This window comes from Rhodococcus sp. DT1, assembly GCF_049844875.1.
In the GTDB taxonomy this organism is placed as follows: Bacteria; Actinomycetota; Actinomycetes; order Mycobacteriales; family Mycobacteriaceae; genus Rhodococcus.
In genome coordinates this window covers 490,753-504,957 of sequence record NZ_JBNCLW010000005.1, presented here as the reverse complement: position 1 = coordinate 504,957, position 14,205 = coordinate 490,753, and the positions used below count along the sequence as shown (strand labels likewise).

General features: G+C 67.3%; 12 protein-coding genes. 2 read left to right on the top strand and 10 right to left on the bottom strand.

Translation table 11 applies throughout. The annotated features are described in order from the left end of the window. Window positions 1-29: 29 nt before the first annotated feature. Window positions 30-1,385, bottom strand: a complete 1,356-nt coding sequence (locus ACLQ3J_RS15755; RefSeq protein WP_425903820.1) for a cytochrome P450 — start codon at window positions 1,383-1,385, stop codon at window positions 30-32. Between the two features lie 93 nt (window positions 1,386-1,478). On the opposite strand from ACLQ3J_RS15755, the gene ACLQ3J_RS15750 reads away from it, so the two are divergent. Together ACLQ3J_RS15750 and ACLQ3J_RS15745 are read left to right on the top strand one after the other, a co-directional pair. Next, the gene (locus tag ACLQ3J_RS15750) at window positions 1,479-2,099 is read left to right on the top strand and encodes a TetR/AcrR family transcriptional regulator (protein WP_425903819.1); all 621 of its coding nucleotides are present in this window, start codon (window positions 1,479-1,481) and stop codon (window positions 2,097-2,099) included. A gap of 98 nt (window positions 2,100-2,197) precedes the next feature. Next, window positions 2,198-4,375, top strand: coding sequence for a molybdopterin-dependent oxidoreductase (locus ACLQ3J_RS15745; protein WP_425903817.1), 2,178 nt, complete (start codon window positions 2,198-2,200; stop codon window positions 4,373-4,375). Window positions 4,376-4,402: 27 nt separating this feature from the next. Here the strand turns inward: ACLQ3J_RS15745 and ACLQ3J_RS15740 are convergent, their stop codons facing one another. The 9 genes from ACLQ3J_RS15740 to ACLQ3J_RS15700 all read right to left on the bottom strand — a co-directional run bounded on the left by ACLQ3J_RS15740 (window position 4,403) and on the right by ACLQ3J_RS15700 (window position 14,167). Then, window positions 4,403-5,260, bottom strand: coding sequence for an aldo/keto reductase (locus tag ACLQ3J_RS15740; RefSeq protein ID WP_425903816.1), 858 nt, complete (start codon window positions 5,258-5,260; stop codon window positions 4,403-4,405). 313 nt (window positions 5,261-5,573) lie between these two features. Continuing rightward, window positions 5,574-6,005: a type II toxin-antitoxin system Rv0910 family toxin gene (locus ACLQ3J_RS15735; protein WP_425903814.1), complete on the bottom strand. Its 432-nt coding sequence runs from the start codon at window positions 6,003-6,005 to the stop codon at window positions 5,574-5,576. 103 nt (window positions 6,006-6,108) lie between these two features. Further along, entirely contained in the window at window positions 6,109-7,743 is a 1,635-nt protein-coding gene (locus ACLQ3J_RS15730; RefSeq protein ID WP_425903812.1) for a solute symporter family protein, read from the bottom strand. Then, a complete protein-coding gene (locus ACLQ3J_RS15725) occupies window positions 7,740-8,102 on the bottom strand; it encodes a DUF485 domain-containing protein (RefSeq protein ID WP_169621132.1) in 363 nt (120 codons plus the stop codon). Before ACLQ3J_RS15725 ends, ACLQ3J_RS15730 begins: the two co-directional genes overlap by 4 nt. A gap of 125 nt (window positions 8,103-8,227) precedes the next feature. Next, window positions 8,228-10,000, bottom strand: a complete 1,773-nt coding sequence (locus ACLQ3J_RS15720; protein WP_425903810.1) for a cation acetate symporter — start codon at window positions 9,998-10,000, stop codon at window positions 8,228-8,230. 6 nt (window positions 10,001-10,006) lie between these two features. Continuing rightward, the gene (locus tag ACLQ3J_RS15715) at window positions 10,007-10,396 is read right to left on the bottom strand and encodes a hypothetical protein (protein WP_425903809.1); all 390 of its coding nucleotides are present in this window, start codon (window positions 10,394-10,396) and stop codon (window positions 10,007-10,009) included. Continuing rightward, window positions 10,381-11,166 carry a LytR/AlgR family response regulator transcription factor gene (locus tag ACLQ3J_RS15710; protein WP_425903808.1) on the bottom strand — a complete coding sequence of 262 codons (786 nt, stop codon included), beginning with the start codon at window positions 11,164-11,166 and terminating at the stop codon, window positions 10,381-10,383. The genes ACLQ3J_RS15715 and ACLQ3J_RS15710 overlap by 16 nt, the downstream gene beginning before the upstream one ends. A gap of 31 nt (window positions 11,167-11,197) precedes the next feature. Further along, window positions 11,198-12,421, bottom strand: a complete 1,224-nt coding sequence (locus tag ACLQ3J_RS15705; protein WP_169621136.1) for a sensor histidine kinase — start codon at window positions 12,419-12,421, stop codon at window positions 11,198-11,200. A 90-nt stretch (window positions 12,422-12,511) separates the two neighbouring features. Continuing rightward, a complete protein-coding gene (locus ACLQ3J_RS15700; RefSeq protein ID WP_425903807.1) occupies window positions 12,512-14,167 on the bottom strand; it encodes a Na+/H+ antiporter in 1,656 nt (551 codons plus the stop codon). Window positions 14,168-14,205: the final 38 nt, after the last annotated feature.

The following is a 14,205-nucleotide window of genomic DNA, read 5'->3' as shown; positions in this document are numbered from 1 at the left end:
TGCCCGCATCGGCCGGATTGCGGGCGAGTTCAGTCCCGTAAGCGCAGATCCACGGGCTGGCCGTCGGAGGGGAACGGCAGGGACGTGAAGTTCAGCGGCGCGACGTAGCCGGGATCGACGTCCCAGTCGAAGCGCAGCAGCAGATGATGCATGATCGCTTTGATCTCGGCGCCGGCGAAGTGCATTCCCAGGCATTTGTGCACACCTCCGCCGAACGGCTCCCAGGCATAACGATGCACCTTGTCTTCGCGCCGGTGCTCCGCAAAACGTTCGGGGTCGAATCGTTCGGGATCCGGCCAGTACTGCGACATGTGGTGGGTGAAGTGCGGTGCCACTGCGGCGTACGTTCCCGCGGGCACGAAATGCCCCTGCACCTCGGTGTCGCGCACCGCCCGGCGCGCCATGACCGGCACGGGGGCAACGATGCGGAGGCACTCCTTCATGACCAGATCGAGACCGACCAGACCGTCGAGGTCCCCGTAACCGGGTGTCGATGTGCCCAGTGCGAGGGACTCCGCCCGGCACTTCTCCCGCCACTGCGGATGCTGGCCGAGGTACTGCATCATCGTGGAGAGGGTGATCGTGGACGTGTCGTGTGCGGCCATCAGCAGGAAGATCATGTGGTCGACGACCTCGTCGTCGCTGAAGCGTTGTCCTGCTTCGGATTCGATGTGGCAGAGCACGGAGAACAGGTCGTCGGTCTCGTGGGTGCGGCGCGCCGGGAGGTACCGGCGGAAGAACTCTTCGAGGAGACGGCGGCCGTCGAGTCCCCGCTTCCACCGCGTGCCGGGGACGGGATAGCGGATCACCGAGGTCGCCGCTTGGACGCAGTCGACGAAAGCCTTTTTGATTGCGTCGATTTCACGCTCGGTACTGCCTTCCGCCCCGCCCATGAAGATGTCCGTGGCGAGATCGAGCGTGAGTGTCTTGAGCTCGGTGTAGGCACGGAACCCGTCGGTGGGCACCCACGCGTCGAGTGCGGCACCGATGGCCGGGTGGAGGGCGTCGACCGTCTTCTCGAGGCGTGCGCGAGTGAACGCCTGCTGCATGATCCGGCGGTGCCGCAGGTGTTCGTCCGAGTCGAGCAGCATGAGGCCGCCGTGGAAGAAGGGACCGATCAGCGCCGACCAGCCGTCGCTGTTCACAAAGGCACGATCCTTGTTCTGGAGCACTTCCTGGCACGCGTCGGGACCGAGGACGGCAACCCAGCGTCGGCCGATCATCGTGAACCACGAGACCTCGCCGTAGAGGTCCCACCGCTTCTGCATCATCGTCAGCGGATCGCGGATGTACTCGAGCGCGTGCCCGACGAGGGGCGGACCCGCGTGGCCCGGAATCGGGTGCAACTGCGAGTCGGCGGGTGGAGCGGCCAGGATCTTCGTCACGATGAACCCTCATTCCGGAATTGATCTGACAGGGCGCTCTGTCAGATTCTTTGTAGTGTGTGTCACACCGATCCCGTCTGTCAAGATCGGGGTATGACTTCTCCTACGCCCCGCCGGTATGCGGGCCTGACCGGCGAGCAGCGCGCGGCATCACGGCGCGAGAGCCTGCTCGAGGCAGGGTTGGAGGTGTTTGCGGCCGCCGGGCAGAGCGGCGCCACCATGACCGCCATCTGCGCTCAGGCCAAACTGACCGAGCGCTACTTCTACGAAAGCTTCACCAGCAGAGACGAACTGCTACAGCAGGTGCTGGACCGGATCGCCGACGAAATCCGCGATGCCGGCCTGAGCGCACTGCGGACGAGCACCGGAACGCTCGAGCAGCGGGTCCGCAACGCGATCACAGCGTTCGTCACCATCCTCACCGACGATCCGCGCAAGGGACGGGTCGCGATGATCCAGTCCGCTGCGTTCGAGCCTCTGCGCTCGCATCGCCGCGCGGCCCTGCGCGGATTCGCCCAGATGGTCGCGGACGAAGCGACGCTGATGTACGGAGACCGGGCGTGGCCCCCGCATCAGGGTGAGATCAACGGACTGCTGTTCGTCGGCGGCCTGGCCGAGCTGGTGACCGCGTGGCTGAACGACGAAATCACGATTACTCCCGAGGAAATCGTCGACGCGGCGACTCACCAGTTCACGTCCACGGCCCATCGCTGACATAGCCGGGTTCCGGGGGTGGTTACCCTCCGCTGCGATCCTTCACAAGCGACTCGCGACAGTGCTACGTTGCGCACACGACCGCGGAGGGAGCCGCCGTGTCCACACGTACTGTCGCTCGCCAATGCACCCTGTGCGAAGCGCACTGCGGAATCCTCGTCACCGTCGACGACGACAGGGTCACCCGCATCGAGGGGGATCCCGACGACGTGCTCTCACACGGATACATCTGCCCGAAGGCCACCGCGCTCGCAGATCTGCACTACGACCCGGACCGGCTGCGTCGCCCGATACGGCGGGTCGGCGACGGCTTCGAGGAGATCGGCTGGGATGAGGCGTTCACCCTGGCAGGAAACCGGTTGCGCGCTGTCCAGCGGCGGCACGGCCGCGACGCGATCGCGATGTACCTGGGCAACCCCGCGGCACACAGCTCCTCTGTCCTCTACGGGATCGCCCTGCGTATCGCCCTCCTCACCAGGAAGTTCTACTCGGCGTCCTCGATCGACCAATTCCCGCAGGAGTTCGCAGCGTGGAAGATGTTCGGCTCGAACGTATTGATGCCGATCGCAGACGTCGATCGCACCGACCGCCTCCTGATCCTGGGAGCCAACCCCGCAGTGTCCAACGGCTCGGTCACCACCATGCCCGACGCCCGCGGACGTATCGCCGCGATTCGTCGCCGCGGCGGCTCCGTGGTTGTCGTCGACCCACGGCGTACCGAGACGGCGCGGCTCGCAGACGAACACGTCGCGGTCGCCCCGGGCGGGGATCCGTACCTGCTGCTCGGAATGCTGCACACGATCTTCGCCGACGGTATCCGCCGGGCTCCCGGCACCGTGCCCCTGGCCGGCACGGAGGAATTGGCCCAGCTCGCCGCGGCCTGCTCACCCGAGAAGATGGCGCCGCGCGCCGGGGTGGAGGCGGATACGATCCGACGACTCGCCCGCGACCACGCTTCGGCACGGTCCGCGGTCGCATACGCCCGCATCGGTGTCTGCCATCAGGTCACCGGCACCCTCACCCACTGGCTGGTGAACACCCTCAACGCCGTAACCGGAAATCTCGACCGGCCGGGCGGCCAGATGTTTTCCTCACCTCCGATCGACGCGACGCGTCTTCTGCGGCGACTCGGTTCCGGATACGGCATGTGGAGCAACCGCACCGGCGAGCACAAGTCGTTCCGCACGGAACTGCCGGTGGTGGGCTTGGCGGACGAGATTCTCGGTGACGCAAAGGATTCCGCCGGGCCGGTCCGCGCTCTGGTCACCTACGCCGGAAACCCGGTGCTGTCCACCCCGCACGGCGGCCGTCTCGACGAGGCCCTCGACAGCCTCGACTTCTTCGTCGCGGTCGACATGTATCTCACCGAGACATCCAGGCACGCCGACCTGATCCTTCCGCCGGTATCCCACCTCGAACGGGACGAGTTCGATTTCCTGTTCCCGGTCTTTTCCGTCCGGAACAACGCACGGTTCAGCGCACGGGTGTTCGAGCCTGCGGCCGACGCGCTCGAGGACTGGCAGATCATGTCGCGCCTGACTCTCGAGGTACTTCCGCTTCCCTTCCGGAGGTGGTCGGCTGGTCCTTTCCGCGCTCTGCTCGGCAGACTCAGCCCGCTACGGCTGAGCGCGGTCGGCGTCCTGTCCGGACCGCACGGAGTCCTGCGTCGCGGGCGTCGAGGATTGACACTCGGGCGGATCCGGCGCGCCCGCGGCGGAATCGACCTCGGGCCGCTGCAACCACGGCTCCGGTCCCTGGTGGCTACGCGGGATCGCCGCGTGCACGTGGCGCCGCCGGAGTTCGTAGAGGAGACACGTCGCCTGCTCGCCGAAGCCGAGAACGACTCCCGGGGAGAGGAATTCGATCTCCGGCTGATCGGGCGACGCCACCTGCGATCGAACAACTCGTGGCTGCACAACATTCCGACCATGGTGAAGGGCCGAGACCGGTGCACGGTCCTGATGCATCCCGACGACGCGGCGTCCCGGTCGCTCGTGCACGGTCAGCCGGTGACAGTGCGCTCCCGAATCGGGAGCATCGTGGTGCCCGTCGAGGTCAGCGACGACATCCGGGCCGGCACAGTCGCCATCCCGCACGGGTGGGGTCACGCCGAGAAGGGCGTCGGCTGGTTCACCGCCGCCGCGCATCCCGGTGCCAACGTCAACCTGCTGCACGATCCGGCGGTCACCGATACGTTCACCGGCAATGCCGCGGTGAACGCGACGATGGTGAACGTCGCCGCGACGGCTTCTCCTGCGACGTCGAGAGCCTTGTAGTACGTCGTGACGGCTGGTACGTCGTTCCTAGTTTCCGCCGTATACCGGGAACACGCTCGACGCGCCGTAGTCACGGGCGCGAAGTTCGCGGAGCGCAGTCATGTCCGGTTCTTCGATCACGAAGTCGACGTCGGCGTTGGAGCGCATGTGGTCGGGGTTCTCGGTCTTCGGCAGTGACACTGCGCCCAGCTGCAGCGTGTACCGGATACACAGCTGCGGCACAGAAACGCCGTACTTGCCGGCCATCGCCTGTACATCCGGATTGCGCAGGATCTCGCCGTGTGCGATCGGCGAGTACGCCTCGACGAGGATGTTCCTGTTGCCGCAATACGCGATCAACTCGCTCGGCGTGTTGCCCGCGTGCACCAGCACCTGGTTCGCGTGCGGGACCGAAGCACTACCCGCCAGGAGCTTTTCCAGGTCTTCCTCCAGGAAGTTCGAGACGCCGATCGCCCGGAGCTTGCCTGCCCGATGGGCGTCCTCCAGCGCGCGCCACGCTTGGCGGTTGCCGTCGGTGTAGTCGCCGCCGCGGAAGTCTTTCCAGGGTTGCGGGCTGTGGATCAGCATCAGGTCGATGCGTTCGAGACCGAGCGCATCCAGCGAGCCGTCGATCGCGGCCGCGGCAGCGTCGTAGTCCTTGATCTCTGCCGCCAGTTTGGTCGAGACGAACAGTTCCTCGCGTCCGATTCCGGAGGTGCGGACACCCTCGCCGACTCCGCGCTCGTTCCCGTAAGCCTGCGCGGTGTCGATGTTGCGGTAGCCGATCTCGATTGCGGCTCGCACCGCGTCGGCGGCCTTGTCGTTGTCGATGAACCAGGTTCCCAGTCCCAGCTTGGGGACGGTGACGCCGTTCGAAAGCGTGTAGGTCTCGTTCAGGATGCTCATGAGTTTCTCGCTCCGTTCCTCGACAGCTCGCCGCACGCATCGTCGGTGACGGTCGGAGCCATCAACTGACGTTCTCGCCGCCTGCAGAAAGCGACGTGCGGGAACCACGAATCCGCGTGGGCGCCGTGCCGGTACTCCCGCACTGTCAAGCTTCCCCGCACGGAGGCCGTGGTGTGCATGATTGGCAAAACAACGGAGCTGCAGACGGAGCGATCACGACCCGGCGACGAGGCGCCACCACGGCGGGGGCGTCGAAAGAAGGCAGGTGCGGCGCAAGAAATCCGGCGCAGAAGAATAGCGGGAGCGTGCGCGGTCAGCCGGAGAGTCGCGCGAATGTGTCGAGCGACGCCTGCAGGTCGCCCTGAAGCGCGCGAGCGACTCCCGACCCGATGGGTCCGAACAGCGGCGCTCCCCCGAGGTCGATCTTCATCGTCAGACGAGACCCTTCGCCGGCGGCGGTGACGGCGAGTCGCATCGAGAACTTCGTCCCGGCCTTGCCGGTTCCGCGGAGCACCACGTGGTGCGGTGCGTCGAGTTCCACGACCGTCCACGTGACGCGGTTGCGCAGCCCCTTGACCGACACCACCGACTGCAGGGTCGTGCCCGCGGTGAGGGTGTCCGGGAGTTCGCTGCGCCAGCCGTCGTGGATGGTCAGCCACTCGTCGAAGCTCTGCAGCCGGGATGCCTTCTCCCACGCGCGGTGCGGGTCCATGGGGAGTTCGGTCGACACCTCGAGTTTTGCCATGAGCGGCAGCCTAGACGACCGGCACCGTGGCGGGCCGTACGCGACCGAAGGCCCGTCCCCTTTCGGAGCGGGCCTTCGGATCGTCAGGGCGTGCCGGGCAGAGTCAGTGGGAGACAACCTTCTCCACGCCGACGCCGGTCAGCGAGCGAACTTCCATCTCGGCCTGCTTGTAGGGATCTTCCGGCTTGCCGCGGCCCAGGTACGTGCCGACGATGCCGAGCAGGAAGGCGAGCGGGATGGACACGATGCCGGGGTTCGACAGCGGGAACCAGGAGAAGTCGGCGTCGGGGAACATCGCGGACGGGCTGCCGGACACGGCGGGCGAGAACACGATCAGCACGAGGCAGCTGATCAGACCGCCGTAGATGCTGAACAGCGCACCCGTGGTGTTGAACTTCTTCCAGAACAGCGAGTACAGCAGCGTCGGCAGGTTCGCCGAAGCGGCAACCGCGAAGGCGAGTGCGACCAGGAAGGCGATGTTCTGTCCCATCGCGAGAATGCCGAGAACGATCGAGACCAGGCCGATCACCACAACGGTGATCCGCGAGACGCGCACCTGCTCGTCCTCGGTGGCGTTGCCGCGCTTGATGACACTGGCATAGATGTCGTGGGCGAACGACGCCGACGCGGTGATGGCCAGCCCCGCGACCACGGCGAGGATCGTGGCGAATGCGACCGCCGAGATCACTGCCAGGAACACCGTGCCACCGAGTTCGAACGCGAGCAGCGGGGCCGCGGCGTTCTCCTTGCCCGGTGCGTTGAGGATGACGTCCGGACCGACCAGGGCGGCAGCACCGTAACCGAGAACCAGCGTGAACAGGTAGAAGCCACCGATGAGCGCGATTGCCCACGTCACGGAGCGACGAGCTTCCTTCGCGGTGGGCACCGTGTAGAAGCGCATCAGCACGTGCGGCAGGCCGGCGGTACCGAGCACCAGAGCGAGGCCGAGCGAGATGAAGTCGATCCGCGACATGTCGCTGATGCCGTACTTCGCGCCCGGGGCCAGGACGTCACGCTGGGCGACAGCCTCGTTCGCGGAACCCGACACCATGGCCTGTGCGTCGGCGAGGAGCTGAGAGAAGTTGCCCCGCACCGCGACCAGCACGAGCACGAACATCACACCTGCACCGGCGATGAGGAGCACCGCCTTGACCATCTGCACGTAGGTCGTGCCCTTCATGCCGCCGATCAGCACGTACACGATCATGAGCACACCGACGACGGCGACGACGACCGCCTGCCCCGTCTTGCCTTCGATGTCGAGCAGGAGCGCAACGAGACCACCCGCACCGGCCATCTGGGCCAGCAGGTAGAACAGCGACACCGCGAGGGTGGACAGCGCCGCGGCCATACGCACTGGCCGTTGATTGAGCCGGAAGCTCAGCACGTCGGCCATCGTGAAACGGCCGGTGTTGCGCAGGAGTTCGGCGACGAGCAGCAACGCGACGAGCCACGCGACCAGGAAGCCGATCGAGTAGAGGAAGCCGTCGTAGCCGTAGACAGCGATGGCACCCGCGATACCCAGGAAGGACGCTGCCGACAGGTAGTCACCTGCGATGGCGAACCCGTTCTGCGGGCCGGAGAACTGCCCGCCACCGGTGTAGAAGTCGGACGCCGTCTTCGTGGTCCGGCTGGCACGGATGACCAGGCCCATGGTGACGACGACGAACGCGAGGAAGATCGCGATATTGAGGAGCGGGTTACCGATGTCGGTGGTGCCCTGTGCGAGAACGCTCACTGCTGCGGTCCTTCCAGCTCGGTACGGATCGCAGCGGCACGGCCGTCGAGCTGACGACCGGCGAACTTCACGTACACCCCGGTGATGATGAAGGTGGTCAGGAACTGGGCGAGTCCCAGCAGGAGCCCGATGTTGACGTTACCGATGACCTTGGTGGCCATGAAGTCGGTCGCGTAGGTCGCGAGCAGAACGTACAAGGCGTACCAGGCCAGGAAGAACGCCGTCACGGGAAACACGAACCGGCGCAGGCGACTGCGCAGTTCCTGGAACTCCGGGCTTTCCTGCATGTCGACGAACTCTTGCGGCGTCGGAACACGCCGCTGGGGTACGTCGCTCTCGCTGGGAGGTGCTGTGGTCACTGCCGACTCCTTGGTCGTACGTGTGAGGTGTAGTGCTCACACACGCTAATGAGACGGCGATCACACAAATAGAGGGGTGAGCCGACTGCACGCCGAACTGTCGAGCGATGCGACGAACGGTCAGCTCACTGCGACGAACGGCGGTCGTCGAACGCTCCGAGTTCCCGATCCCGGCCCATGCCCAGGCGTTCGGGCACGTGCATCCGCGAGAACGTACGGCCCACATCGGCCGGAATCCTCGTCCGCGTAGCAAGACTCACGGTGATCATGGTCAGGAACGCGAGCGGCACACTCGCCGCAGCCGGGTATTCCGACAGCACCGCCGGCCACCCCTCCGCGGTCGCCGGATCGAACCGCACCACGATCGACATCAGGGCGGCACCGCCCGCGACGGCGCCGCCCACCACCATGCCCGCGGCGGCACCGATTGCCGTCAGCCCGCGCCACCAGATCCCCAGTACGAGCAACGGACACAACGTGGACGCGGCGATCGCGAAGACCTGGCCCACCGACCGCGACAGGTCCAGGGACGTCACCGACAACGCGAGCACGAGCGGCACGACACCGGCGAGCACCGCCGCGAGCCGGAAGTCACGGACCCGCCCGCGCAACACGTCGGTGGACAGCACCCCCGCCACGCTCACCAGCAGACCCGACGACGTGGACAGGAACGCCGCGATCGCACCCGAGGCCACGAGCGCCGCGACCAGTTGCCCGCCCCACCCGGACAGCACCGACCCGGGCAGCAGCAGTACCGCGGCGTCGGAGCGGCCGGTGATGAGCAGTTGCGGGACGTACAGCCGGGCGAAGACCCCGAGAACGGTGGGGAACAGATAGAACAGCCCGAGGAGCCCGATCACCGCGAGCGAGGTCATGCGGGCGGCACGTCCGTCGGGGTTGGTGTAGAAGCGGACGAGTACGTGCGGCAACCCCATGGTGCCGAGGAACGTCGCGAGCATCAGTGAGTACACCTGGAACAACGGGTGCGCGCCGCCCGCGCCGATCCCGGCGCCGGGTGCGGCCCAGGCGTCGTTGTCCGACGGAGCGCCCGCCACCACGGGGACCGGCGACCCCGCCTCGAGCACCAGCTGGGTTCCGGCCCCGAATTCGTGTTCTCCCGGTGCAAGCTCGATCACGCCGGAGACGGGCACACCGTCCACGTCGCCCCGGGCCGTCACCTCCAGCGGGTCGGCGACCTGCACGATGACGTCGACGGTGATGTCGACGGTCGTGGTTTCGGTGACGGTCGGGGGAACAGGACCGTCCACCGCGCGATCATCACCGACGAAATGCAGGATCAGGACGAGGGCGGGGATGGCGACCGCGGTGAGCTTGAGCCAGTACTGGAACGCCTGTACGAACGTGATCGACCGCATCCCGCCACCGACCACGTTCGCGACGACGATGATGCCGACGACTGCGACCCCCACCCAGTCCGGGACGCCGAGAAGGATATTGAGCGTGAGTCCCGCGCCCTGGAACTGCGGCACGAGATAGAGCACGCAGATGATCGCGACCACCATCATCGACAGGGTGCGCAGCCATCGTTCGCCGAGACGGAACTCCGCGAAATCCGGCACCGTGTAGGCACCGGATCGCCTCAGCGGTGCCGCGACGAACAACAGGAGCCCGAGATACCCGGCGGTGAACCCGACCGGATACCAGAGGGCGTCGGCCCCGAACTTCGCGACCAGCCCGGCGACGCCGAGGAAGGACGCGGCGGACAGGTACTCCCCGGAAATGGCGGCGGCGTTCCACCGCGGCCCCACGCTGCGGGACGCGACGAGGAAATCGGAGGTCGTGCGGGCCATACGGACGCCGTAGACACCGATCGCGACGGTGGCGACAGCCGCCGCGACGAGGCCGACGACGGTCGCGACGGGAATCGACTCGGTCATGACGCGTCAGTCGTCGGTCAGGTCGGTGAAGTCCTGCTCGTTTCGTTCGGCGAGGCGCACATAGACCCACGCGATCCCGAGCAGGACCGGATAGCCGACGATGCCGAGCAGAATCCACGGGAGCCGGACCCCCATCATCGTCACTTCCGACAGTCGCGGCACGAAATGCAACAGCACGGGAATTGCCCCGAGCAGGCACACCGTTGCCAGCGCGACCCGGATGGCGAGGCCGAGTTGGGCGCGCACCAGGCCGCGCACCATCGCATCCCCGACCTCGGTCTGTTGCTGCACCTCGACCCGCGTGCGGACGATACGCGCACCCCGCCGCTCCGCGAGAACCACCCGCTGCCGCGGCGGGGGTGACCCGCCCGCCTGGGTGCTCACCGCGACGTCCACGTCTGCATCGGGCCGCGGATGAGGCGATCCTTGAGTTCACGGGTGTGGCGACGACTGACCGGCAATTCGACCGGTGGCGCGTCGCCGTTCCCTTTCACACACACCACGAGGCCGGAGCCGACACTGCGAATACCGGTGACCAGGGGCAGCGCGACGAGGAACGACCGATGCACGCGCAGGAAGCCGGCGTCGGCCCATCGGCCCTCGAGCGTCGAGATCGGGATGCGCACGAGATGCGAACCGGTCGCGGTGTGCAACCGGGCATAGTCACCGTCGGCCTCCACCCACTGCACCGACGACCGGGGAACGAGAGTGGTCACCCCACCCAGTTCGACGGGGATCACTTCGTCGCCCGACTGTGGTTCCGGCGCCCGCCCCGCCCCGGACCGGCGCCGCTCGACGATCCGTTGCACCGCCTGAGCGAGGCGCTCCTCCCGAAGGGGCTTGAGCACATAGTCCACGGCACCGAGGTCGAACGCCGACACCGCGCGGTCGTCGTGTGCGGTCACGAACACCACAGCCGGTGGGGTCGCGAAGTTGCGAAGGATGCCGGCGATCTCCAGACCGTCCAGTCCGGGCATGTTGATGTCGAGGAACACCGCATCGACCCCACCGTCGCGCAACAACCGCAGCGCCGTCGTCGCGTCGCTCGCGGTATGGACCTGGGCGATCTCGTCCTGAGCGCGCAACAGGTACGCAAGCTCGTCGAGAGCGGGCGGTTCGTCGTCGACGGCCAGTACGGTGAGTGTCTTCTCTGCTTTGTCGTTCACGGCGGACCTATCGTGCCACGTCGGGCACCCGTCAAGGCCGGATACCCGCACGGAACTTGGGTACCCGCATGCTCACTTTCGTACCGGCCCCCGGGGCGGTCTCCACCACCAGCCCGTAGTCGTTGCCGAAAGCGGCCCGGAGCCGGTCGTCGACGTTGGCGAGACCGACGTGCGCGGACTCCTTGACCCCGCTGCCGTGCTCACTCTCGGCGATCGAGTCCAGCGTTCCGGAACGCAGCAGTTCCGGGTCCATTCCCACCCCGTCGTCCTCCACACTGATGACGCAGTCGGTGCCCTCGTCGGCTGCGGTGATCGTGATGGTGCCGGTGCGGGTGGATGTCCCGGCGATACCGTGCCGGACCGCGTTCTCGACGAGTGGCTGCAACGCGAGGAACGGAAGCGTCACGTTGAGAACCTCGGGTGCGACCTGCAACCGCACCTCGAGCGCATTGCCGAAACGGGCTCGCTCGAGCGTGAGGTAGCGATCGATGTTCCGCAGTTCGTCGGCGAGCAGCGTGTACTCCCCCGTCGCGCGGAACGAGTAACGCGTGAAATCTGCGAAATCGAGCAGCAGTTCTCGTGCCCGGTCCGGGTCGGTGCGCACGAACGAGGCGACGGTGTTGAGCGCGTTGTAGATGAAATGCGGGCTGATCTGCGCGCGCAGAGCCCGCAGCTCGGCCCGGTCGAGCCGGGCCCTGGAGGCGTCGAGTTCGGCCAGTTCGAGCTGGCTGCACGCATACCGCGCCACCTCCGTGATCGCGCCGAGCAATGCGGGCCCGGGAGTCGTCGTCGTCACCACGCCCAGCACACCTGCCACTCCCACGCCTTCGATCACGAGGGGCTGGGCGATCAGTGCGCGCGCGGCGAGGTCCCGGGGGCCCGGGGCCAGGTCGCGGTGTCCGACCAGTACCCGCCGCTCCTCCGCGACGGCGCGCGCGGCGGCGTCGTGCATGCGGTCCGCGAGGCTCTCGAACGGGCCGTCCCACGCGAGCAGCGTTCCGTCCGCGTCCACGAGGGCGACGGCCTGCGCTTCTGCGAGCAGCATCCGCAGGTGCACGGCCGCTTCCGTCGCGGACGAGGCGTCGAGCCCCCGTCGCAGGGGACGCGCGGCGAGGGACGCCGTGTGCAGCGTGGAATGCACGGCCCGTTCGGCGGGGGTGGTGACGACCCGGCGGGTCCGCGCCCACACCACGGCCAGTACGGCGACGACCAGAATCGTGACGGCCGCGAACGCGAGGAGAACGGTTCCGGTCACGTTTCGGCGATCCTCGGCGCTGCGGCCACGGGGTCGGGCGGTTCGATCATGGTCATACGCTACGACGAGCACCGGCGACGGGCGCGTCGATCACGGCGGGGGCGTCCCGTTTCCCGTTCTGCCGCGACGTTCGACCCGTTCCTCCGCGGCGGCTTCCTCGATGTCCAGACTCTCGAGTTCGGCCCGCAGACTCTCGTCGTCCAGCGTGCCGTCGTCTCGTGCCGCGATGAGCGCGGTGCGCTGGGCGCGGAGCACGGCGCGTCGGAACTCGTCGAACAGTGCGCCGGCGTCGACACCGGCCTCGGTGTCGTCCTCGGACTCGACCTGTCGCGCGTCGACGCGGGCCTTGACGGATCGTCGCACGCGTTCGAGGATCCGGCGCACCGCGTCCGGGTCGAACCCGCCCGGCGGATCCTTCTCCAAGCTTGCAATCTGCTCTTTCGCAGCGTTCGCCGTGATGGTGCGGGCCAGTTCGCGTTGCTCGGTGGCGCGAAGGCGTTCGTACGGATCGACGACGTCGAGCCGCCGGATCAGCATCGGCATGGTGGCGCCCTGAATGAGCAGCGTGCCCACCGCCACGACCAGCGCGGCCAGGTGGATGAGCTCCCGTCCCGGGAACGGCTCCCCAGACCCGAGGACCGCCGGCACACCGCCGGCTGCGGCAAGGGTGACGACGCCGCGCATCCCCGCCCACGACACCACGATGTGCTCGCGGTACGTCAGCGGGTCGCGGCCGAGGCGGGTGAACCCGGCCGTGCGCACCGCCCGGCGGCGACCCCAGTTCAGAAAGCCCCAGATCGGGCGGACGAGTATGACCACCGCCAGCACCGCAACGGAATAGAGCAACACCGGCACCACGTCGAGGCCGGTGTCGGCCACTTCGTCCAGGACGAATTTCAGTTGCAGGCCCATGTAAGCGAAGACGAACATTTCGAGCAGGATGTCGACGCTCTCCCACACGAAGCGTTCCTGTAACCGCGTGGTGACCGCGGTGTCGGTGGCCCGGTGCCCGATGTACAGGCCCGCCGCGACCACTGCGAGCACCCCGGACGCGTGGATCTCCTCGGCGACGAGATAGGCAGCGAACGGAAGGACCAGCCCGAGAGCAGTTTCCAGCGGCGAGTCGAACATGCGGCCGCGGACCCAGTGCACCACTGCCGCGAGGACCAGACCCACCGCGACGCCGCCGACGACTCCGTATGCGAAGAACAGCACCGGTGAATCGGCGAACACCGGGGTTCCCGCAACCATGGCGATCGCCACCGCGAACAGCGTCAGTGCGGTCGCATCGTTGACGAGTCCTTCACCGGTGAGGATGGAGATGACGCGTTTGGGCAGTCCGAGTTTCTGCCCCACCGCGACCGCGCTGACCGCGTCGGTGGGCGCAACCACCGCCCCCAGGACCAGCGCGGCACCGAACGTGAGGTCCGGAACCAGCCAGTTCGCGAAGAATGCCACCGCGAACGCCGTCGCCAGCACCGTGACGATCCCGAGTCTGAGGATCGGTGTGAGATAACGCCGGAACGTGGGAACGGAGAACTTCAGCGCCGCCGAGTACAGCAACGGGGGCAGCACGACCCCGAGCAGTACGTCCGGTTCCAGCTCGAGCCGCGGCAGGCCGGGCAGGAACGACGCGATCGCGCCGATGATGACGAGAACCAGTGGACCCTGCAGGTTTCCCCTGTTCGCCAGTCCTGTGACGGCGATGGCCGCGATGACGACGAGCAGAATCATGGTCCCGTTCACGGGACCGATTCTCCCCCTACGCCGCCCGTGGGGCGCGC

Coding starts and splice junctions, on each gene's coding strand:
- ACLQ3J_RS15750 (WP_425903819.1), top strand. CDS start 1,479: ATGACTTCTCCTACGCCCCGCCGGTATGCGGGCCTGACCGGCGAGCAG.
- ACLQ3J_RS15740 (WP_425903816.1), bottom strand. CDS start 5,260: ATGAGCATCCTGAACGAGACCTACACGCTTTCGAACGGCGTCACCGTC.
- ACLQ3J_RS15735 (WP_425903814.1), bottom strand. CDS start 6,005: ATGGCAAAACTCGAGGTGTCGACCGAACTCCCCATGGACCCGCACCGC.
- ACLQ3J_RS15720 (WP_425903810.1), bottom strand. CDS start 10,000: ATGACCGAGTCGATTCCCGTCGCGACCGTCGTCGGCCTCGTCGCGGCG.